Annotated in this window: 19 protein-coding genes; 5 read left to right on the top strand and 14 right to left on the bottom strand. The window is 65.2% G+C overall.

What is annotated here, in order from left to right:
* Positions 1 to 116: 116 nt before the first annotated feature.
* Together ACYQOP_RS16845 and ACYQOP_RS16840 are read right to left on the bottom strand one after the other, a co-directional pair.
* Positions 117 to 395: a hypothetical protein gene (locus ACYQOP_RS16845; RefSeq protein WP_461223143.1), complete on the bottom strand. Its 279-nt coding sequence runs from the start codon at positions 393 to 395 to the stop codon at positions 117 to 119.
* 640 nt (positions 396 to 1,035) lie between these two features.
* Positions 1,036 to 1,464: a winged helix-turn-helix transcriptional regulator gene (locus tag ACYQOP_RS16840; protein ID WP_461223141.1), complete on the bottom strand. Its 429-nt coding sequence runs from the start codon at positions 1,462 to 1,464 to the stop codon at positions 1,036 to 1,038.
* A gap of 76 nt (positions 1,465 to 1,540) precedes the next feature.
* On the opposite strand from ACYQOP_RS16840, the gene ACYQOP_RS16835 reads away from it, so the two are divergent.
* Positions 1,541 to 2,419 (top strand): SDR family oxidoreductase, encoded by an 879-nt coding sequence (locus ACYQOP_RS16835; protein ID WP_461223140.1) that lies wholly within the window; start codon positions 1,541 to 1,543, stop codon positions 2,417 to 2,419.
* 209 nt (positions 2,420 to 2,628) lie between these two features.
* Here ACYQOP_RS16835 and ACYQOP_RS16830 read toward each other — a convergent pair whose 3' ends face one another.
* From ACYQOP_RS16830 to ACYQOP_RS16810, 5 genes are all read right to left on the bottom strand, one after another.
* Positions 2,629 to 3,108, bottom strand: a complete 480-nt coding sequence (locus ACYQOP_RS16830; RefSeq protein ID WP_461223139.1) for a GNAT family N-acetyltransferase — start codon at positions 3,106 to 3,108, stop codon at positions 2,629 to 2,631.
* Positions 3,109 to 3,486: 378 nt separating this feature from the next.
* Complete coding sequence (locus ACYQOP_RS16825; RefSeq protein ID WP_461223138.1) at positions 3,487 to 3,639, bottom strand: hypothetical protein; 153 nt, start codon at positions 3,637 to 3,639, stop codon at positions 3,487 to 3,489.
* Entirely contained in the window at positions 3,636 to 4,739 is a 1,104-nt protein-coding gene (locus tag ACYQOP_RS16820) for a phytoene/squalene synthase family protein (protein ID WP_461223137.1), read from the bottom strand. The genes ACYQOP_RS16825 and ACYQOP_RS16820 overlap by 4 nt, the downstream gene beginning before the upstream one ends.
* A complete protein-coding gene (locus ACYQOP_RS16815) occupies positions 4,720 to 6,249 on the bottom strand; it encodes a phytoene desaturase (protein WP_461223136.1) in 1,530 nt (509 codons plus the stop codon). Before ACYQOP_RS16815 ends, ACYQOP_RS16820 begins: the two co-directional genes overlap by 20 nt.
* Positions 6,250 to 6,406: 157 nt before the next feature.
* Positions 6,407 to 6,670 (bottom strand): con-10 family general stress protein, encoded by a 264-nt coding sequence (locus ACYQOP_RS16810; RefSeq protein ID WP_311273842.1) that lies wholly within the window; start codon positions 6,668 to 6,670, stop codon positions 6,407 to 6,409.
* 276 nt (positions 6,671 to 6,946) lie between these two features.
* Here ACYQOP_RS16810 and ACYQOP_RS16805 point away from each other — a divergent pair, with 276 nt between their 5' ends.
* Positions 6,947 to 8,212 carry a cytochrome P450 gene (locus ACYQOP_RS16805; RefSeq protein ID WP_461223135.1) on the top strand — a complete coding sequence of 422 codons (1,266 nt, stop codon included), beginning with the start codon at positions 6,947 to 6,949 and terminating at the stop codon, positions 8,210 to 8,212.
* Between the two features lie 928 nt (positions 8,213 to 9,140).
* On the opposite strand, the gene ACYQOP_RS16800 is transcribed toward ACYQOP_RS16805, so the two are convergent.
* Positions 9,141 to 9,743: a DUF6338 family protein gene (locus ACYQOP_RS16800; protein ID WP_461223134.1), complete on the bottom strand. Its 603-nt coding sequence runs from the start codon at positions 9,741 to 9,743 to the stop codon at positions 9,141 to 9,143.
* A gap of 251 nt (positions 9,744 to 9,994) precedes the next feature.
* Between ACYQOP_RS16800 and ACYQOP_RS16795 the strand changes: the two genes are divergently transcribed.
* From ACYQOP_RS16795 to ACYQOP_RS16785, 3 genes are read left to right on the top strand one after another with little or no spacing between them, the layout of a single operon-like run.
* Entirely contained in the window at positions 9,995 to 10,366 is a 372-nt protein-coding gene (locus ACYQOP_RS16795) for a TIR domain-containing protein (RefSeq protein ID WP_461223133.1), read from the top strand.
* An 8-nt stretch (positions 10,367 to 10,374) separates the two neighbouring features.
* Positions 10,375 to 11,331 carry a caspase family protein gene (locus tag ACYQOP_RS16790; RefSeq protein ID WP_461223132.1) on the top strand — a complete coding sequence of 319 codons (957 nt, stop codon included), beginning with the start codon at positions 10,375 to 10,377 and terminating at the stop codon, positions 11,329 to 11,331.
* 2 nt (positions 11,332 to 11,333) lie between these two features.
* On the top strand, positions 11,334 to 11,612 hold the full coding sequence (locus ACYQOP_RS16785) for a hypothetical protein (protein WP_461223131.1): 279 nt from the start codon (positions 11,334 to 11,336) through the stop codon (positions 11,610 to 11,612).
* A 293-nt stretch (positions 11,613 to 11,905) separates the two neighbouring features.
* Here the strand turns inward: ACYQOP_RS16785 and bchO are convergent, their stop codons facing one another.
* From bchO to acsF, 6 genes are all read right to left on the bottom strand, one after another.
* Positions 11,906 to 12,829, bottom strand: coding sequence for an alpha/beta fold hydrolase BchO (bchO, locus tag ACYQOP_RS16780; protein WP_461223130.1), 924 nt, complete (start codon positions 12,827 to 12,829; stop codon positions 11,906 to 11,908).
* 11 nt (positions 12,830 to 12,840) lie between these two features.
* A complete protein-coding gene (locus tag ACYQOP_RS16775) occupies positions 12,841 to 14,607 on the bottom strand; it encodes a magnesium chelatase subunit D (protein ID WP_461223129.1) in 1,767 nt (588 codons plus the stop codon).
* Positions 14,604 to 15,740, bottom strand: coding sequence for a magnesium chelatase ATPase subunit I (bchI, locus tag ACYQOP_RS16770; RefSeq protein WP_461223128.1), 1,137 nt, complete (start codon positions 15,738 to 15,740; stop codon positions 14,604 to 14,606). Before bchI ends, ACYQOP_RS16775 begins: the two co-directional genes overlap by 4 nt.
* A gap of 199 nt (positions 15,741 to 15,939) precedes the next feature.
* Positions 15,940 to 17,157: a 5-aminolevulinate synthase gene (gene hemA, locus ACYQOP_RS16765; protein WP_311273847.1), complete on the bottom strand. Its 1,218-nt coding sequence runs from the start codon at positions 17,155 to 17,157 to the stop codon at positions 15,940 to 15,942.
* Between the two features lie 222 nt (positions 17,158 to 17,379).
* On the bottom strand, positions 17,380 to 18,192 hold the full coding sequence (puhE, locus tag ACYQOP_RS16760; protein WP_461223127.1) for a putative photosynthetic complex assembly protein PuhE: 813 nt from the start codon (positions 18,190 to 18,192) through the stop codon (positions 17,380 to 17,382).
* 1 nt (position 18,193) lies between these two features.
* Positions 18,194 to 19,231: a magnesium-protoporphyrin IX monomethyl ester (oxidative) cyclase gene (acsF, locus tag ACYQOP_RS16755; protein WP_461225356.1), complete on the bottom strand. Its 1,038-nt coding sequence runs from the start codon at positions 19,229 to 19,231 to the stop codon at positions 18,194 to 18,196.
* Positions 19,232 to 19,276 lie beyond the last annotated feature (45 nt).

Raw genomic sequence — 19,276 nt, 5'->3', positions numbered from 1 at the left:
TGATGTCCGCATTGCTCATTGCGGCAAACCCATCTCTTGATGGCTCGTGGTGAAAATCTGACGCTTGGTACCCGCCCCGAAACGTCTGTATCGGGTGGATACCAGACATGCCTGTGTCAGAGGCTCAAAGTGATGCACTCGGACGTGCTGCACTTCATGCCGCCGATCAGCGGCGCATTCCGCCAGTATTTCACCGTTCCGATACCGCAGATGGGACATGGCGCTTGGGAGGCGAACGGTTGACGATCCCGCTCCCGCTCGAAAGCCTTTATCAAGTCGTAAGCTGGTGCCATCGCCTTCTCGACGCGATCGCCAAACCCTGGATGGGGCTCGCCTGAGTGGTTCGATAGTTCGGCCTTGAGGTCGTCCCAGAGGGCTTTCGCATCGGTCGTCATTTTTCACTCATAGCGCATGGCTACTCTGGGTCGGGAGCCGACCCAGAGTAGGGGTTCCATCCGTTAGACGTCTACCGCTGTCTACCCAATTCACCAGTGTGCCGTGCGATAGCATCGGAACGGTACTCTGTCGGATCTTCCCCGCTCCTTAAAGAGCCGGACCTTGCTTTGAGCCCTTTCGGATGAAATGCTGAATAAGATTATAAATCTTGGGTGTCTTCTGGGATGTGCCGTTCGGCCAGGGTAACGCTCTCGGCGTTGCGCTCGCCAACGATCGTAATCAGGGCGGCCATCGCTCTGGAGTAGGGTAATAATGACTTGGCGTTCGAGGCTTTCGTTGGCCTTTAGGTGGGCCTATTTGTAGCCGATAAAGCCTATTTAATCGGATTTATAAGCGGATTGTCATGCCAAAATAGATGATCCAATCAGATCTCCTCATCCTGAGGTGCCCTTTGCTCAAGCAAAGGGCCTCGAAGGAGGGCTCCAGTGGTCGCGCGATCCCTGGAGCCCTCCTTCGAGGCCGCTACGCGGCACCTCAGGATGAGGTAAGGTCTTGGAAAAATACATCAAACAGGCTCTGAGGGAGAACCGAGCCGCCGAGATACGCGCCCTTCCGGCCAACCCCACTCCACTCCCCCTCCTAACCTCCATCGAACCGCACCCGCGCCGCCTCGATCTCCGCATGGCTCCGTTCCGCCCAGCGGACGAGGGCCGCCAGGGGCTCCATGAGCGTGCAGCCGAGATCGGTCAGGCGGTAATCCACGCTGGGCGGCTTGGTCGGGTAGACCGTGCGGGCGATGTAGCCGTCGCGTTCGAGGTCGCGCAGGGTCTGGGTCAGCATGCGTTTCGAGAGGTCGGGGATCAGCCGGAGGATCGCGCTGAACCGGTGCGGGCCGCCGGCCAGCGCGGTGAGGATCAGGATCGACCACTTGTCGCCGGTCCGGTCCAGCACGTTGCGGACGGGACAGCGGGAGGCCTCGAACGCCCTCGTCCGCCAGCCCGCGAAGGTCCGCGCCAATTCGGCCTGAGCCGGTGCGGGGGCGGTTCCCTCGGCGTCACCTTGTCCCAAAATCCTGCCTCCTTCACAGCCGATGCGGTCTCACTTAGTTCCCTTGTACCGAAAGTGAACCCTGGGTAAGACCGCCATGTCCGACACCACTCATCCGACGATCTTCGTCACCGGCGCCTCCGGTCACTTGGGGCGCCTCGTCATCGCGGCTCTGCTGGAACGGGTGCCGGCCGGCGCCGTCGTCGCCGGTGTGCGATCCCTGGAGAGCGAGGCCGCCCAGGCCCTGCGAGACCGGGGCGTCGCAGTGCGGGTGGCCGATTATGCGCGGCCCGAGACCCTGGCCGAGGCCTTCCGGGGCATCGAGCGCCTGCTGCTGATCTCATCGAGCGAAATCGGCCGGCGCGTCGCTCAGCACGAGACCGTCATCGCGGCGGCGACGGCGGCCGGGATCGGGCGGCTCGTCTATACCAGCCTCCTGCATGCCGACACCTCGCCGCTCAGCCTCGCCGGGGAGCACCGCGCCACGGAGGCCGCCATCGCGGGCTCGAGTCTGTCGGCGACGATCCTGCGGAACGGCTGGTACACCGAGAACTACACCGCTTCGATCCCCGGCGCGCTCGCCGGCGGCGCGTTCCTCGGCAGCGCCGGTGATGGCCGGATCGCCTCGGCCGCGCGGGCCGATTTCGCCGCTGCCGCCGCCCTCGTGCTGACCGGCGACGGCCATGAGGGGCGAACCTACGAACTGGCGGGGGACGAGGCCTATACCCTGGCCGATCTCGCCGCCGAACTCTCGCGCCAGACGGGCCGCGACATCCCCTACAGGAACCTGCCGCAGTCGGACTATGCGGCGCTGCTCAAGGGCTTCGGCCTGCCGGACGTCCTGGCCGATTCCCTCGCCGCGTGGGATGTGGACGCCGCTCACGGCGCCCTGTTCGACGAGGGCCGCCAACTCTCGACGCTCATCGGCCGCCCGACGACGCCATTGTCCAGCAGCATCGCCGCCGCGCTGGGGTGAGGCTGGCGCATCGGATCATGCCGTCTCCGGACGATCCATGCGGTCTCGGGCCAGCGCGGGTTTCTCTCCTAGTGGTGAAAATCCGACGTTTGGTACCCGCTGCCGGGGCTGCTTTCGACCCATGTCGGGCACTCTGAAAAGCGCCGAGGCTTCCCAAAAGCGGTCATAATCAGGTCGCCTTACAAGGTCGGCTCAGGTAGTAAGGAGGGCTACTCGTGCTGCCGCTTAGCGGCCAATCGGTCGAGGGCCGCCCCGTCAAGCTCGTAGTACACCTTGTCGGACCCGTTTGCGCCCAACCCGTCGTAGAGCGCCCGCGCCGCTGTGTTCTCGGCTGAAGTGGACCATTCAATCCTTGTGCTGCCTGCGGCTTTCGTGGTGCTTGCAACCTCGGCCATCAATGCCTGAGCAACACCGAGTCGACGTGCGGAACGGGCTACATAAATCTGCTGGACGTAGGTAAATGCGAGCAGACCACGAACGGGGTAAAGCGACGTGAAGGTGGCGAAGCCGAGCAGTCGGGCATCATCGTGCGCAACAACTATGTTTACCTTCTGAGCTTGCCGGATGACGTCCTCGGTGATTACCAAATCAGGATCGATTGTAGCCCCGTAAAAGCCGGCCATCTCAATCATTAGGTTAGCCAGCGGCTGGGCATCTTCCCGCTGGAAGCTACGCACCAGAACCATCATTCGACCCCGCTGTAATGAACTTCTCCGGCTTCGGTACACCGCTCATGCCGCACGGGCCATCGAGAGGCGGCTGCGCCGGATCGGAAACGGGCGTGACAGCGATGTCCGCTGCCACGTGCGGGCACTCAGAAAAAGACGGGCACAAATCCATCAATCTCGGACGTTAGGGATGGGTACCATCCGTCAGATCTGGACCACTAGGAGGAGAGGGACAGGGTGAGGTATGTGAGCTTTCCGGAGAGGGGTCCCACCTCACCCCAGCCCTCTCCTTCCAAGAGAGGGAGCCCGTCGCGCCTCGAGTCGAAACCTCTTGGAGAGAGCGAACGGCCGTCGAGTGGATGTGTGAATCCGGTAGCCCCAAAGGGGAGAGGAACGCGGTCAGCCGGCGGGATCGTCCGGCGGGCGGCGGGCGGCGTCGTCTCGGTCCTTGGCGATGCTGCGCCGGACGACGATGAGCTGCCACAGGGCCAGCCCCAGCGCGAGGGCGAAGACGAGGCCGATGTCGAAGGCGGCGAAGAGCCGGTCGCTCACGAGGGGGCGGGCGCGCGGCCGAGCGCCTCACGCTCGCGCAGGGTCTCCACCAGGTCGAGCACCTGCGCCACCTGCGCCGGTACGTTCCACCAGGGTGGGATCTGCGGGGCCATCGATGGAAGCGCGGCCACCGCCTCGATCAGGAACAGGATTTCCGGCAGCGGTGTTTCGCGCAAGGCCGCCCTGTCATCCGTCGAGACCAGGGCGCGGGCGAGGAGCGCGAGCTTCCGGCGCCCGTCCACGCGGGCGCGGCGGGAGACCGAATCGTAGCCGGCCCGCTCCACCTCGCGGCCGATCTCGGCATAGATCAGCCGCGCCGCGCGGATCGCCGGACGGCAGGCGGGGGGCAGGCCGGCGATGCCGGATTCCGAGCGCGCGTAGAGAAGCTCCGCCGCCGCCAGCAGGCGCGCTATGATCCCGCCGAGGGCGGGCGTGAAGGCGGGGGCGCGCAGGAACGCGTCCGGGTCGATCCCTGCCTCCCTCAGCCAGGATCGCGGCAGGTAGAGCCGGCCTGCCCGCGCGTCCTCGCCGACGTCGCGGGCGATATTGGTGAATTGCATGGCGATGCCGAGGTCGCAGGCGCGGGCGAGCACGTCGGGGTCGCGCACGCCCATGACCAGGGTCATCATCGCGCCGACCGAGGCGGCGACCCGCGCCGCATAGGCGGTGAGGTCGCCAAGCGTCTCGTAGCGGCGGCCGTTTGCGTCCCAGGCGAGGCCCTCGATCAAAGCGGCGGGCAGCGCCTGGGGAATGGCGTGGTCGGAGACGATGTCGGCCAGTGCCCGGTCCGCCGGGGCGTCGCAGGGGCGTCCGTCATAGGCCCGGTCGAGGCGCATCCGCAGCCGCGCCACGGCTGGGCGGCGGCCGCTCGCGGCCACGTCGTCCACCGCGTCGTCGGAGAGGCGGCAGAAGGCGTAGAGCCCGTAGGCCGGCCGGCGGATGGAGGGCGGCAGCAGGGCGGAGGCGGCAAAGAAGCTGCGCGACCCGGTGCGGATCGCCGCCCGGCACGCGGCATGGTCGGCCGCATCCGCATGGGGGATCGCCCAGAGGGGCGGCCGGGAATAGTCAAGCCGAGACAAGTCAGGCGAAGACGCGCGCATCCGGCACCACGGTATCGAGAATTCGGGCGGAGGAGAGGACGCCGGGCAGGCCGGCGCCGGGATGGGTGCCGGCTCCCACGAGGTAGAGCCGCGCCACGTCCTCGGAGGCGTTGTGGGGCCGGAACCAGGCCGATTGCGTCAGCACCGGTTCGAGGCCGAAGCCCGAGCCGCGAAAGCTCAGTAAATCGGCCGCGAAATCCCCCGGATGCGTCACCTTCGAGGTGACGATGCTCTCCGACAGGCCCGGCATCACGGTGGCGTCGAGATGCTGCTCGATGGCGCGGCGATAGGGCTCCGCCTCCACCGCCCAATCCTGGCCGCCGGCGAGGTTGGGCACCGGGGAGAGCACATAGAACGCATCGCAGCCGGGCGGCGCCAGCAGCGGATCGGTGGCGGTGGGGCGGTGCAGGTAGAGGCTGAAATCCTTCGATAGGACCTTCCGCCGGAAGATGTCGTCGATGAGCCCGCGATAGCGCGGCCCCATCAGGATGGTGTGGTGGGCGATGTCTGGGAAGGTCCGGTTCGTGCCGAAATACCAGACGAACAGGCCCATGGAGGAATGCGACCGGTCGAGCCGGCGGTCGGTCCAGCGCCGCCTCACGCCCTCGGGCAGGAGGGTGCGGTGGGTGAAGGCGGAATCTGCGTTGGAGACGACGATGTCGGCGGCGATGCGCTCGCCCGAAGCCAGGGCGACCCCGGTGGCGGCCCCGTTCTCCACCAGGATGCGCGAGACCTCCGCGCCGCAGCGGAGCGACCCGCCCTGCCCCCGGATCAGCCCGGCCAGCCCGTCCACCAGGCGACCGGTGCCGCCGAGCGCGAAATGCACGCCCCAGCGCCGTTCGAGATGGGCGATGAGGCAGTAGATCGCGCTCGCCCGGAACGGGCTGCCGCCGATGAGGAGCGGGTGGAAGCTGAAGATCGTCCGCAGGCGCTCGTCGCGGATGTAACTCGCTACCACGTCGTAGACGCTGCGGTGTCCGCCGAGACGCACCAGATCGGGCATGATCCGCAGCATGTCCGAGACCGACGTGAAAGGCACGTGGCCGAGCCGCTCGAACCCGACCTCGCAGATCGCCCGCGAGCGCTCCATGAAGCGTTCGTAGCCGGCGACGTCCCCGGGCGAGAACCGCGCGACCTCGGTGCGCATGGCGTCGAGATCGCCGCTGTAATCGAAGGTCGCGCCGTCCTCGAAGCGGATGCGGTAGAACGGCAGCATCGGCGCGAGGACGACGTCGTCCTCCATGCGCCGCCCGCACAGGGTCCAGAGTTCCTCGAACAGGAAAGGCGCGGTGACGATGGTCGGCCCGGCATCGAAGGTGAAGCCGTCCTGGCGATGCACCCGCGCCCGCCCGCCGGGCTGGTCCAGCCGCTCCAGCACCGTGACCCGGTAGCCCCGCGCCCCGAGGCGGATGGCGGCGGCGAGCCCTCCGAAGCCGCTGCCGATCACCACCGCGTGGGGGCGTCTGGCCGGCCGGGTCGAGGACATCGGCACATCGCTGAGTGTCAACATAAGGTGACACTATCAGGCGAAAAATCACGGACGCAAGCGCTGATTCACTAGCTGAGTGTGATCGCCCCCGACGGACCAGGGCCGGCGGCTGTCAGATGACACGCGCGCGGGGACCGAGGGGCATCGCCCCCCGGTCCCACGACGCGTCGCGTGCGTCCTAGCCGCGGCCGCCGTGGCTCGCTTCGCCGCCCTTCTTGCCCGCTTCCGAGGCGCGCTGAGGATCGTTGGCGAAGTTGCCGCCGCTCTGCTGGCCGCCCTTCGAGCCTGCTTCCGAGGCCCGCTGGGGGTCGTTGGCGAAGTTGCCGCCGCTGGCCTGACCGCCCTTCGAGCCGGCCTCCGAGGCGCGCTCACGATCCTCGGCGAAGTTGCCCGAACCGCCGCGATGCTCCGACTTGCCCTGCGTGTCGTTGGATTGAGACATGCTGTCCTCCGTTACGTTGGGGGGTGGACCCGATCAACCAGCAACCGAAAGCATGGTTCCGAGAAAGGCGGGATTAAAAAGCCATTATACAAGGATAGGGTGCGGTTTAACCCAGGTTTTTAACCTGGCTTATGCCTATGTTTGTTTCGAGAAAGGGTCGCTATAGCCTGGCTGGGCTCTACGTTTGGTTGAAGGCGGAGGGTGAACCGCGCGGCCTCGCGGAGGTTGACCCGGCTTGGACGAGGCATTCCGCGAGGCTTTCGAGAAAGGTCGGCCATGAACGGACACAGGCGAAACCGCTCGGCGATTCCCCGGGAGCGTGCGCCGGACAGCACCCTGTCGCTGCTCGCGGAAGGCTATGCCTTCATCCCGAACCGCTGCCGCCGCCATGGGTCGGAGCTGTTCGCGGCGCGGCTGATGCTCAGTTCGGTGGTCTGCCTGTCCGGCCGGGAGGCGGCGTCACGCTTCTACGACCATTACCGCTTCACCCGCCGCCACGCGCTGCCGCCCACCACCTTCGCGCTGATCCAGGACCATGGCAGCGTGATGGTGATGGACGGCGAGGCCCATCGCCACCGCAAGGCGATGTTCCTGTCGCTGGTGGGGGAGGACGCCCTCCGGCGCTTCGCCGACCTGTTTGCCGAGCATTGGCGCCGGGCCGTGCCGCGCTGGGCGGCGAGGGAGAGCGTGGTGCTCCTCGACGAGGCGCACCGCGTCATCACGCAGGCGGTGTGCGACTGGGTCGGTCTTCCGCTGGCCCCGGACGAGGTCGATGCGCGGACGGCCGAGTTCGCCGCCATGGTCGACGGCACGGGCGCCATCGGGCCGCGCAATTGGCGGGGGCATCTCCTCCGCGCCCGCACCGAACGCTGGGCGCGGGCACGGATCGAGGAGATCCGCGGCGGCCGAAGCGACGCACCGCCCGGACCCGCCCGGACCGTCGCCACCCATCGCGACGCCGAGGGCCGCCTCCTCGACGGGAAGACGGCCGGCGTGGAGCTCATCAACCTGCTGCGCCCCACGGTGGCGAATGCGCGCTACGTCGTGTTCGCCGCCATGGCGCTCCACGAGAACCCGCATTGGGCCGAGGCCCTCCGCGCGGCGGACGCGGACACGCGCCAGCGTTTCGCCTGGGAGGTGCGCCGCGCCTATCCGTTCATCCCCTTCATCGGCGGGCGGGTCCGCGAGCCGTTCGAATGGCGCGGCCATGCGTTCGAGCTCGGCGATTGGGCGCTCATGGACCTCTATGGCACCAACCACGATCCGGGCCGCTGGCACGCGCCGGACCGCTTCGACCCGGACCGGTTCCGCACCGAGACCATCGATCCGTTCGACCTGATCTCCCATGGCGGCAGCTCGGCCACGGACGGACACCGCTGCCCCGGCGAGGGCCTCACGCAGACCCTGCTCGTCACCGCCGCCCACCTCCTGGCGACGTCGATGCGCTACGACCTCCCCCCTCAGGACCTCACCCTCGACCTCGCCTACATCCCCGCCCGCCCCCGGAGCGGATGCGTTTTGCGTGGGGTGCGGGCTGTTTGAGGATGCGGGGGGCTTCGAAGAGGAACGACGCGGCGGTGGGGGGGCGGCCGCCATACCGATGAACCCCCGCCCACCCGCCGGGCTGGTCGAGCCGCTACCACACTATGACGCGGTAGCCCCTAACCTGATGGTGGCGGCCAGAGCGCCGAGGCCGCTGCCGATTAGCACGGCATGAGGGCGTCACACCGGCCGGGTAGAAGAATCGGGAGATTGCCAACTATCAAAATAGGTTGACGACATCGGGCAAAAATTTGCCGAGGCAAACCATAACTCGCCGGCAATGCACGGAAGTTTTGGCAGGGCTTGGTTCTGCGGTTTAATCTTGGCGGCTCGCCCGTTTCGACTCATGCTAGCCATGCCGAAGACCATTGGCGATTCACAAAGTCAGTCACTGGTTAGTGATCCAACAGATTTGTCTTGCATTGGGAAGCCGACGTCAGAGTGTCTCAGATAATTACATTTCAGCTACTGCTACTGCGGTTAGAAAAACTCGAAGCTCAACCCCACTAGAAAAGTGCGTTTCGAAGGAGCGGTCAAAGGTCTAGGGAGGAAACGCCCGACAAGGACACCTGTATAGCAACGTTATCTCCGGGCCATGTTGCAAACCCAGCTTTCCGCAGGCAGTAGTCAACTACTTGGAGGCGAAGGTGGGTGTATTTGCATACCTACCTCCGCATAGCCTTATAACCAGGCTGTAGCTTTTTCTACGCTGCCGCCTTGTGAAGCTATTTCTTCGTAGGCGCAGGCTTTACGCCGCTGCCGCCGCTTGGCGGGTTTGGTGTGCCCGTTCCGGTCGGCTGGTGGCCCGCCCCCGGGTTGTTGGGGGTAAACGCTGGTTGGTGTCCACGATCTATCCTGACCGGCTGACGTACGTCATTGGTGATGTGCGGCTTGGAGGCGCTACCGGAAAATTTTGGCTTGTCACTCATCAGTCATTCCAGAAGTTGACGTAGCGGATTTCCTTTGCAGGAATCAGGATGCCTCGGCGGGGCTCCTGTCGTGTCCAGACACTGCCATTATCCGGCACATCCCACAACTCCTCGATGTAAATATCACGTTCGCTGGGGTCAGAGGAAGCGAACGATAATGCGCCAAAAATACCCGTCGCCGTCGAGCCGTCCGCCATTGTGACCATGATGAACTGCTGACCTGCGCAGCGGCTAAACCGCCAATCCCAGGAATTCGGAGTACTGTGGACCGGCCTCATGCCAAGCTTGTGAGCGATCCGTCTAACCCACCCGTACTGTGCGCCTACCCCAAGCAGCATGCCGAAGAATGCCGGGCCAACCGCAATCAGCAGCCACCAGCTGAGGATCTTTAACATTCCAGCGGGTAAAACAAATATGTAGGTGATGAGCGGTAGCGTTATTCCGTAATATACGAATGTTAGGGATAGATACGCAAGAATTGCATCGGACATTTTTTCCATGCGCCCAGCAATAAACCGTGACCGAACATAGGTAATAATCAGTCCAGGAACGATAAAGGCAATTACAAGCTGGACGTTTACCAAATCTTTCATATCAGGCATTTGATTCCTCCTGAGCTTCCCCGTTATTATTGATTATATTAGCGATAGGGTTCCATTTATCTGGCATATTTATACAACAGGGAGGACTTGCCTTCCCGGCCTATGCCGCCTGTCGGCGTCAGATCGGGTCGCTTTGGAAGGAAAAAACGATACCACGGCAAGTTGGGTGAAATCTGTGAAACCAAATGCCACTACCGTTGGTTGTCGATAGATACCACCGATAAAGTACGTGGGGTAGGAGAGTTTAATCAATGGCGGACAAGAAGGTGGTCTTCATCGCGTTTGCGATCGAGGACGAGGATCAGCGAAACCTTTTCATCGGGCAACGGCTTCATCCTCGGGCGCCATATGAGTTCACGGATATGTCCGTAAAAGAGCCCTATGATGAGGAGTGGAAAGCTCGTGTGCGCACCCGAATCAAGCGTTCTGACGGTGTGATAGTACTAGTCAGCAAAAACTCTGCCAAATCATCCGGCCAAAAGTGGGAGATCGCCTGCGCGAAGGAAGAAGCTAAGAAAATTCGCGGTATTTGGGCGTATAAAGATGATAGAAGTCAGATTGATGGCGTGACGACTTACGAGTGGTCAGACAAAAATATATCTGATTTCATCGATAGCCTGTAGAGGATGGAATGGCTCGCAAAGCTCTGATAGTTGGTATCGACTATTATGCCTCAATCGAAGGTTTGACCGGCTGTGTAAATGATGCTCATGCTGTCAAAGCTGCGCTGGACCGCAATGCAGACGGTTCGGTCAACTTCGGTACTCGCCTTCTGGTGAGTACCGGCCCCGGAGAGATGGTGACTAGAAAGCAGCTTAAGCAGGCGGTGGAGGACTTATTCTCTGACAAAGGCGAGCTTGCGTTGCTGTATTTTGCGGGTCATGGATACATTGAGGCTACGGGCGGCTTTCTCTGTGCGAGTGATTGTGAAACTGGGGATGATGGTTTCCCTCTCTCCGAGATTATGCTGTTCGCCAATAAAAGCAATGCCAGCAATAGGATTATTATCCTTGATAGCTGCCACAGTGGTGCCATTGGTGACCGAGCTATCATCCCGCAGGTCTCCGAGATCGCAGAGGGTGTAACCATCCTTACTGCTTCGACCAAAAAGCAATATGCGGCTGAGGAAAACGGTGGGGGTGTGTTCACGGGGCTTCTGATTGATGCTTTGTATGGAGCTGCTGCAAACCTTATTGGTAAGGTGACGCCGGGTAGTGTTTACGCGCATATAGACCAATCACTGGGGGAATGGAATCAACGACCGGTCTTCAAAACGAACGTAGAAACTTTTGTGTCGTTGCGACAGGTTCAAGCACCTTTGGAATTGGCTGACTTACATCGTATTGCAGAATTTTTTCCAGAGCCGGGATTCGAGTTTCATCTCGACCCGTCTTATGAGCCAACCGAGGAAACGGCTGACCCCGACAAGAATGAAATATTCGCTATTCTTCAAAAGTATAATCGTGTAAACTTGTTGGTTCCTATTGCTGAAAAGCATATGTACTATGCCGCGTTGCATAGTAAGAGCTGTAAACTCACATCTCTCGGCGAACATTACAGGCGGCTCGCCAACGAAGGGCTTGTTTGATTATGGAAGCCTCGAAGCTGAAACAGGCACTCGAGGGTGCACGGGAGGGACTTAGCTCTATCGAGCATCAGCGATGGGCCCATTGGCAGGCTTACATGCATTCTAAGTGTGTAAAGCAGCCCGACGGCTCGCTCATCATTCCTGCCGACCTTGTCGCGAAGTGGGAGAGACAAATTGCTACAACGTATGACGAACTCTCGGATGAAGAAAAACAGAGCGACCGTGAGCAAGTAGATAGATACATACCATTTTTAATTGAATTTTTAAGTAAAAGATTTTGATAATATTTTAACGATACCGTCCTATAATACAAAGATCGTTAGTGAAATTCAAGAAAAATTTACAAAAATACATTACGCAAAATAATTTTGCGTTGTTCGTTGTTATTATTGGGCCGTTTTGATTTTTTGCTAATTGATCTGGCGTGACTAATTCAATGTCTGCGAAGGGTCGTGCGCCGGTGGTGTGGCAATGTCCGCATCATTAAGCCTGTAGCTGAAAAGCTGACTCATGGACATCCGCCCACTGAAGACCTCGCGGCCAAGACTCGAACCGAAACACCACCCACCCATCTTCACGGCAACACAGTAACCCCGGCCCCAACCCCCTCCCCCACCGCCAAATCCATCGCCCCAAAAATCACCTCCGCCACCTTCTCCGGCGCCTCTTCATGCGCGAGGTGGCCGAGGCCGCGCAGCAACTCCACGCGGGCGTGGGTCAGGCGCTTCTTCAGGGCGAAGGCGGTGTCGGGGGAGATGGCCTTGTCCTCGCTGCCGACCACGAGGAGCGTCGGGGTGGCGAGGCGGGTTATGGCGCGGTCGAGGGTGGCGAGGTCCCAGTTCGCCATCATGCCGAGGGCTCCGGCCACGTGGCCGGGTGTGCGGAACAGGCGTCGGTAGAGGTCGAGCCCCTGGGGGTCGAGGCGCGAGCCGGTGCCGCGAATCAGGCGCTCCACCGCCGGGCGGTCGGCGGTCCAGGCGAAGAGTTTAGGGGTGACCGGGTTGAGGAAGAGCAGCCGCGCCATGCTGGGGAACAGCACCGAGGCGAGGCCGGGAAACGGCGTGAGCGCGCCGTTGAGCGCCACCAGGAGATCGGGCGCGATCCGCCCGTCGAGGCAGAGCCGGACCAGGAGCGCCGCCCCCGCCGAATGGCCGACGACCAGTTTCGGGCGGAGGTCGAGGCTGTCGAGGAGGTCGCCCACGGCGCTCGCCATCCCCGGCAGGGAGAGCCGCGCGGCGGGGAGCGGGTCGGTGAAGCCGTGGCCCGGCAGGTCCGGGGCAACGATTCGGAACCGCGTCGCCAGGAGCGGCATCAGCCCACGCCAGGAATGGGTGGCGGCCCCCGTGCCGTGGAGCAGCAGCACGGTCGAGGCCCCGTCCTCCCCCATCTCCTGGATGTGCCACGAGAGGCCGGAGGCCGTGACGAAGCGGCTCGCCTCGCGGTGCGGCCAGTCGGCGCCCTCGCTCTCCCAGCGGGGTCGTTCGGCGGGCGCGCGCATGTTGGAACCCTTTATTCCCTCGCCGACCGGATCGCGGCGCTCATCGCCCCCGCATCGGCATGGGGCAGGGGCAGATAGCGCGCCCCCATGGCGGCGGCGAGGCGGCGCGCCGAATCCTGCGGTCGCTGAGCCGTGTCGATCAGGATGGCGCGGACATCCGCCTCGCGGAAAAGGCGGGCGGCTTTGAGCGAATCCTCGCCCGCCCGCTCCCGCCCGGCGATTCCAGAGCGGGCGACGTTGGCCCTCCCATCGGTGAGCATCACCACCACCGGCGTCCCGCCGCCGCGCCGGACCCCGAGGGCCACCTTTCCGGCGGCGTCGATGCCGGCGGCGAGCGGCGTCCCGCCGCCTCCGGGCAGGGCGGCGAGCCCGCGCCGCGCCCGCACCAGGGAGCGCGTCGGCGCGAGGACCAGCTCCGCGCCGGCCCCCCGAAACGCCACCAGGGCGACCTTGTCCCGCCGCGTATAGGCCTCGGCGAGGAGGAGCTCGACGGCGCCCTTGGCCTCGGCCAGCCGCTCCAGGGCGGAGGAGCCGGAGGCGTCCACGGTGAAGATCGTCGTGGTCTCGGTCCGCTGCCGGAACCGGGTGATTCGGATGTCGTCGGGGCGGATCATGAGACGGGTGCCGCCCCCCTCCTCCCGCCGGCGGAGGCCCTGCCACGGGGCTGCGGCGCGCAGGGTCGCGATGAGATCAAGCCGGGCCCGTCGCGGATCGCCCGGCCGCGCGCCCATGGGGCGGCCGGAGCGGGCGGAGACGGCCTTCGCCCCGGCCTTGCCGGCCCTCGGCATCCGCAGGCGCGGGCCGTCCCGCATCAGCATCGCCAGGAGCCCGACGGGAATCGCGGCGCGGGCGGCCTCGACGATGCGGTCCTCGCTCGCCTGGCCCGTGCCCTCCTCCGGCTCGGGGCCGGGCTCCCGCTGTTCGGCGGGCGCCTGTTCGGGGGGCGACGGCTCGCCCTCCTCCGGCTCCTCCCCGGGGGACGACTCGCGGTCCGGCAGGCGGGTGGCGCGGTGGCCGAGGACGAGGCGCGCGGCCTCCCGCGCATCCGCCTCGGCGGTCTCGGCGCGCCCGTCGAGGCGGGCGAGGAGGCGGGCCACCCGGAGGGCGAGGAGCGGCGCGCGCAACGAGGCGATGCCGAGCCGGGCCGCGACCTCGCTCAGCTCGGCGACGGGATCGTGGCCGCTCCGCGCACCGCCATGCGGCGGTGTTTCGGATTCCGGCGAAAGGCCGTCGCATGGCGGTCGAAGCACCCCTCGCATGGCGCTCGGCGGCACGGTCGTGAGGTCGAGATGGAAGGCCAGCCGATCGGTCAGGGAGGCCGGGGCGGCCTCGTCCTCGCCGATCCCCTCGTCGAGGAGGACGAGCCCGAACCGCGCCGGCCGGGTCTCCGCCAGCCCGTCCCGCTCCACCCTCAGACGCCCGGTATCGAGGGCGGCGGCGAGCTGCGCGGCGGTGCCCTGCCCCATCCGCTCGGCCATCGCGGCGACGAGCAGTCCCCCATCGGCCTCAGCCAGCAGCCCGGCCTGGGCCACCGGCCGCCCGGCGCCAAGCGTCGCCGCGAGGTCGAGCCCGCCGATCAGTCGATCCTCGGCGATCCCCGCCGGCATCCGCCGTAACGGCTTGCCGGGGTTGAGGTTTTCGCGAAGGATCTCGAGCCAGCGGTCGCGCACCGGGCCGGCTCCGGCGCGCACCACCACGCCGCCGCAGCCATGCGGGTCGGCGGCCACGAGCCGGGCGACACGCAGGGCGTCGGCCCAGATCGCCGAACTCTCGCTCACGAGCCCAGCACCTCCTCCACCGCCCTCGCGACGCGGGCGGTGGAGCCAGATTCGTCGAGCGGGTTGCGGCGCAGGCGGTGGCGCAAGGCCGACGGCGCGACCTGCCGGAGATGCTCGATTCCCACGGTGTCGGCCCCCTCATAGGCGGCCAGCGCCCGGGCGGTGCGCATCAAAGTCAGCTCGCCGCGCAGGCCGTCGGTGCCCAGAGCGAGGCAGAGCCGGGCCGCGGCCTCCAGGGTCGCATCGGGGACGTCGAGCCCGGGAAGGCGCGCCCTGGCGGCGGTGAGGCACTTCTGCAGCGCCCGGTCGGCCTTGGCATAGCTGGCGCAGAACCCCGCGGGGTCGCGCTCATAGGCGTCGCGCCGGCGCACCACGTCGATGCGGGTGGGCAGGTCCGTCGGCGTCGTCACCTCCACGGCGAGGCCGAACCGGTCGAGGAGCTGGGGCCGCAGCTCGCCCTCCTCCGGGTTGCCGCTGCCCACCAGAACGAATTTCGCCGGGTGCCGGACGCTCAACCCCTCGCGCTCCACGGTGTTGATCCCGGAGGCCGCCACGTCGAGGAGGAGATCGACGAGGTGATCGTCGAGGAGGTTGACCTCGTCGATATAGAGGAAGCCGCGATTGGCGCGGGCCAGCAGCCCCGGCTCGAACGCCTTCTCGCCACGGGTGAGCGCTCTCTCCAAGTCGAGCGCGCCCACCACCCGGTCCTCGGTGGCACCCAGCGGCAGGTCCACCACCGGCACCGGCGCGAGGTGGCTTTGCCTCTCATCGGCGCGGCCGGAACAATGCGGGCATTCGCCGGCGGGTTTGGCGGGATCGCAGGAATAGGGACAGCCGATCACTGCCTTCATCGGCGGCAGCAGGGCGGCGAGGCCCCGGATCGCGGTGGACTTGCCGGTGCCCCGGTCGCCGAAGACGAGGACGCCGCCCACGGAGGGGTCTACCGCCGCGATCATCAGGGCTCGCCGCATCTCATCCTGGCCGACGATGGCGGAGAACGGGAAGGTGACGGGCCGGGCCGTGAAGGAGGGCTCCGGGTCGTTTCGGGGCTTCCGGAGTACCTCGTCGAGGCCGGCTCTGCGCTCCGGCGCATCGGGACGAGAGCGAGGATGGGAGGCTGATCCAGGAGACACCGTTCGGGTCGTTCCATTCAGGACCATAGGCCGTCTCCCGGTGTCTCGACATGGTGTGGGTCTCTCCCTCTCCCCTCTGCGGGAGAGGGTTGCCCGCGAAGCGGGTCGGGAGAGGGGAGCGCGGGTTCCGGAGAGGTCGACCCCTCTCCCGCCTGCTCCGCAGGCACCCTCCCCCGCGGAGGGGGGAGGGTTCTTGCCTTCACTCCGCCGCCGCCTGCTCCACGCCCATCCGCGTCCAGATCGCCGCCAGCGCCCCGACGAGATGGTCGATGTCGGCGTCGGAATGCAGCGGCGACGGGGTGATGCGCAGGCGCTCCGTCCCGCGCGGCACGGTGGGGTAATTGATCGGCTGGACATAGATGCCGAACTCGTCGAGCAGCGTGTCGCTGATCGCCTTGCACAGGACGGGGTCACCGACCATCACGGGCACGATGTGGCTGTCGTTGGGGAGGTAGGGGATGCCCGCGGCGTCGAGCCGGGCCCGGACCCTGGCGACGCGTTCCTGATGCCGCTCGCGCTCGCTGCCGCTGGCTTTCAGATGTCGGATGCTCGCCGCCGCGCCGGCGGCCACCGCCGGGGGCAACGAGGTGGTGAAGATGAAGCCCGAGGCGAAGCTGCGGACGAAATCGCAGAGCTTGGCCGAACCGGTGATGTAGCCGCCATGCACCGCGAAGGCCTTGCCGAGCGTCCCCTCGATGACGTCGAGGCGATGGGCGAGGCCCTCCCGCTCGGAGATGCCGCCGCCGCGCGGGCCGTAGAGGCCGACCGCGTGGACCTCATCGAGATAGGTGAGCGCGCCGTGGGCTTCGGCGACGTCGCAGATCTCGGCGATGGGCGCGATGTCGCCGTCCATGGAATAGACCGACTCGAAGGCCACGAGCTTGGGCCGCGCCGGGTCTATCATCCGCAGCTTGCGGTCGAGATCCTCCGGGTCGTTGTGGCGGAAGATGTGCCGCTCGGCTCGGGAGGCCTTGATGCCTTCGATCATCGAGGCATGGTTCTCGGCATCCGACAGCACGACGCAGCCCGGCAGCTTGCCGGCCAGCGTGCCCAGCGCCGCCCAGTTCGAGACGTAGCCGGAGGTGAAGAGCAGGGCCGCTTCCTTGCGGTGGAGGTCGGCGAGCTCCTGCTCCAGAAGCACGTGGTAATGGTTGGTGCCGGAAATGTTGCGGGTGCCGCCGGCCCCGGCGCCGCAGCGGTCGAGGGCCTCGTGCATGGCGTCGAGCACGACTGGGTTCTGGCCCATCCCGAGATAGTCGTTGGAGCACCAGACCGTCACCGGGCGCTCGCCGCCTGGGCTGTGATGAGTGGCGTGGGGGAAGCGGCCGTTCTGGCGCTCGAGATCGGTGAAGACGCGGTAGCGGCCCTCGCGGTGGAGACCGGCCAACTCGTTCCCGAAGAATGTCTCGTAGTTCATGGCGTCCCTTTCCCCAACGAGCGGCGACCTGTCTGAACGAGCGACGCCTTGCCTTGTCCCGGCAGCTTTTTTGACCACCGAGTGCATAAGTGTGTCAACTAAACTTGACGCTTTTGGACGACAATAAATTACCCAGTAGATCGGCGCGGCGTGTTTCCGCCGACCCGTCCGATATGGAAGCGCGCGGTCGGGGCTTGGATCAGGGAAGGCGGATCGAGGGGATCAGGCACGGTCGCGGGGATGCACCGGCGCTGGTTCGGCGCGCAGGGACGGCCTCTTGCCCGAGGGCAGGCTCCAGCTCCAAAGGGCGGCGGAGGGCAGCGGCAGCATCAGGAACCCGTGTTCCAGGGTGGCGAGCGCCAGCATGGTGGTCAGAATGGTCAGGCCCACGACATCGTGTGGCAGTGCCGGCTCGTCGATGGCGGCCAGCCCGATCGCCACCGTCAGCGCTGTCCCGACGGCGACCGAGACCGGGAACAGCATGTTCATCGGCTTCCTGGTGAGGAAGCACGAGAGGTAGCTGAGATGCTCGGGGAGAAACTCGGCGTTGAGGTTGCGCACGCCCAGGAACATGTTCAGCCGGGCGGAGAGGTTCATCCCCCAGAGGGTGAGATAGGTCCACATGGCGAAACGGTTTGGCTCGCCCCAGGTGAGGGCGAGGATGGCCGCTCCCCCGGCGACGATCGCCGCCTCGTGCCACAGGCTCGTGGCCACCGCCGCCCGAAATCGAGCGAGGCCTCGCGTGCCCGGCGCGCATCCGACGGCACGCGGGCCGGACACGAAGCCCATGTAATAGCTCATCTCCTGCCAGCCCCAGACCAGTAGCGCTCCGGTAAAGGCGATGTAGGCCCCCGCCTCGCTCGTGTCGGAGGCGCTTCGGGCGATGGCCCAGACGGCGCCGGCCAGCACGAGGGTCGCTCCCGCCATGCTCCAGGCATGGGTGTGCCGGGGTTTGAGGTCGAGAAGCAGGATCAGTCCGGTGGAGAACCACCAGACCACGATCGCGTAGAGCGCGGGGACCGCATAGGCACCCACGCTACCAGACCGGCTCGAGTCGGATCTCGGCCGGCATCGGGTTGTCGATGGTCGGCAGGGCATAGAGCCGGACGAAGTTGACCGCCGAGGCCGCGATCCAGGCGCCCTGTTTGAGCCTCCCCACGATCCCACCCTGCGCCTTGGCGTCGGCGAGCCTGTTCGAACAGACGAGGAGCCGGTCGAGGGCTGCCTTGAACTTCGGATTGTCGAGGTCGAGGGTGAGCGGGAAGGTCTGTTTCGAGATGTCGGAGGTGATCCGGAACACCTTGAAATCGTAATCCGTCGGATCGACCCCCAGCGCCTTGTGGAAATGCGGCCGGCAATGGTCGCGCACATACATCGTCGCGAAGACGGCGAGCAGGAAGAACTTGATCCAGTAGCGGTTGATGCCGGTAGTCAGCTTCGGGTTGGCGCGCATGAGCAGGGCGAACGCCTCGCCGTGACGGAACTCGTCGTTGCACCACTTCTCGAACCATTTGAAGATCGGGTGGAACCGACGGTCTGGATTGCGCTCCAACTCGCGGAAGATGGTGATGTAGCGAGCGTAGCCGATCTTCTCGGAGAGATAGGTGGCGTAGAAAATGAACTTCGGGCGGAAGAACGTGTATTTCTTCGATTTGGTGAGAAAGCCCAAGTCGACGCCGATGCCAAAATCCTTGAGCACGTCGTTGATGAAGCCGGCGTGGCGGGCCTCGTCCCGGCTCATGAAGCCGAACAACTCGCGGATGTCTGGGTTCTTGGCGCGCTTCCTCATCTCCGCATAGAGCACGCAACCGGAGAACTCGGCGGTGATCGAGGAGACGAGGAAATCCATGAATTCCTTGCGCAGGTCCGGGTCGAGGCCGGACATGTCGAGGTCGAACTCCTCGTTGCGGGTGAAATGGCGCTTGTTCGGGTCGGCGCGGAGCTCCGCGATCAGGATGTCCCATTGCTTGCGCACGGGCTCGACATCGGTGCGGTCGAGTTCCTCGAAATCGGTGGTGTAGAAGCGGGGTGAAAGGAAGGTCGTCTCCTGGGCGGCCTTGGTGCCCTCGTTCATGGGCAGTTTGGGCGTGACGCCCTTCGGGCTTTGGTGCTGGATCGA

The organism is Methylobacterium sp. CM6247 (assembly GCF_054817925.1).
This window is presented reverse-complemented; position numbering and strand designations above follow the sequence as displayed.

What these genes read in the sequence shown, in the direction of transcription:
- ACYQOP_RS16790 (WP_461223132.1), top strand. Translation starts at nt 10,375, where the DNA reads ATGGCTCGCAAAGCTCTGATAGTTGGTATCGACTATTATGCCTCAATC.
- bchO (WP_461223130.1), bottom strand. Translation starts at nt 12,829, where the DNA reads ATGCGCGCGCCCGCCGAACGACCCCGCTGGGAGAGCGAGGGCGCCGAC.
- ACYQOP_RS16785 (WP_461223131.1), top strand. Translation starts at nt 11,334, where the DNA reads ATGGAAGCCTCGAAGCTGAAACAGGCACTCGAGGGTGCACGGGAGGGA.
- hemA (WP_311273847.1), bottom strand. Translation starts at nt 17,157, where the DNA reads ATGAACTACGAGACATTCTTCGGGAACGAGTTGGCCGGTCTCCACCGC.
- ACYQOP_RS16845 (WP_461223143.1), bottom strand. Translation starts at nt 395, where the DNA reads ATGACGACCGATGCGAAAGCCCTCTGGGACGACCTCAAGGCCGAACTA.
- ACYQOP_RS16830 (WP_461223139.1), bottom strand. Translation starts at nt 3,108, where the DNA reads ATGATGGTTCTGGTGCGTAGCTTCCAGCGGGAAGATGCCCAGCCGCTG.
- ACYQOP_RS16820 (WP_461223137.1), bottom strand. Translation starts at nt 4,739, where the DNA reads ATGCGCGCGTCTTCGCCTGACTTGTCTCGGCTTGACTATTCCCGGCCG.
- ACYQOP_RS16815 (WP_461223136.1), bottom strand. Translation starts at nt 6,249, where the DNA reads ATGTTGACACTCAGCGATGTGCCGATGTCCTCGACCCGGCCGGCCAGA.
- ACYQOP_RS16810 (WP_311273842.1), bottom strand. Translation starts at nt 6,670, where the DNA reads ATGTCTCAATCCAACGACACGCAGGGCAAGTCGGAGCATCGCGGCGGT.
- ACYQOP_RS16805 (WP_461223135.1), top strand. Translation starts at nt 6,947, where the DNA reads ATGAACGGACACAGGCGAAACCGCTCGGCGATTCCCCGGGAGCGTGCG.
- ACYQOP_RS16800 (WP_461223134.1), bottom strand. Translation starts at nt 9,743, where the DNA reads ATGCCTGATATGAAAGATTTGGTAAACGTCCAGCTTGTAATTGCCTTT.
- ACYQOP_RS16835 (WP_461223140.1), top strand. Translation starts at nt 1,541, where the DNA reads ATGTCCGACACCACTCATCCGACGATCTTCGTCACCGGCGCCTCCGGT.
- acsF (WP_461225356.1), bottom strand. Translation starts at nt 19,231, where the DNA reads ATGAACGAGGGCACCAAGGCCGCCCAGGAGACGACCTTCCTTTCACCC.
- ACYQOP_RS16795 (WP_461223133.1), top strand. Translation starts at nt 9,995, where the DNA reads ATGGCGGACAAGAAGGTGGTCTTCATCGCGTTTGCGATCGAGGACGAG.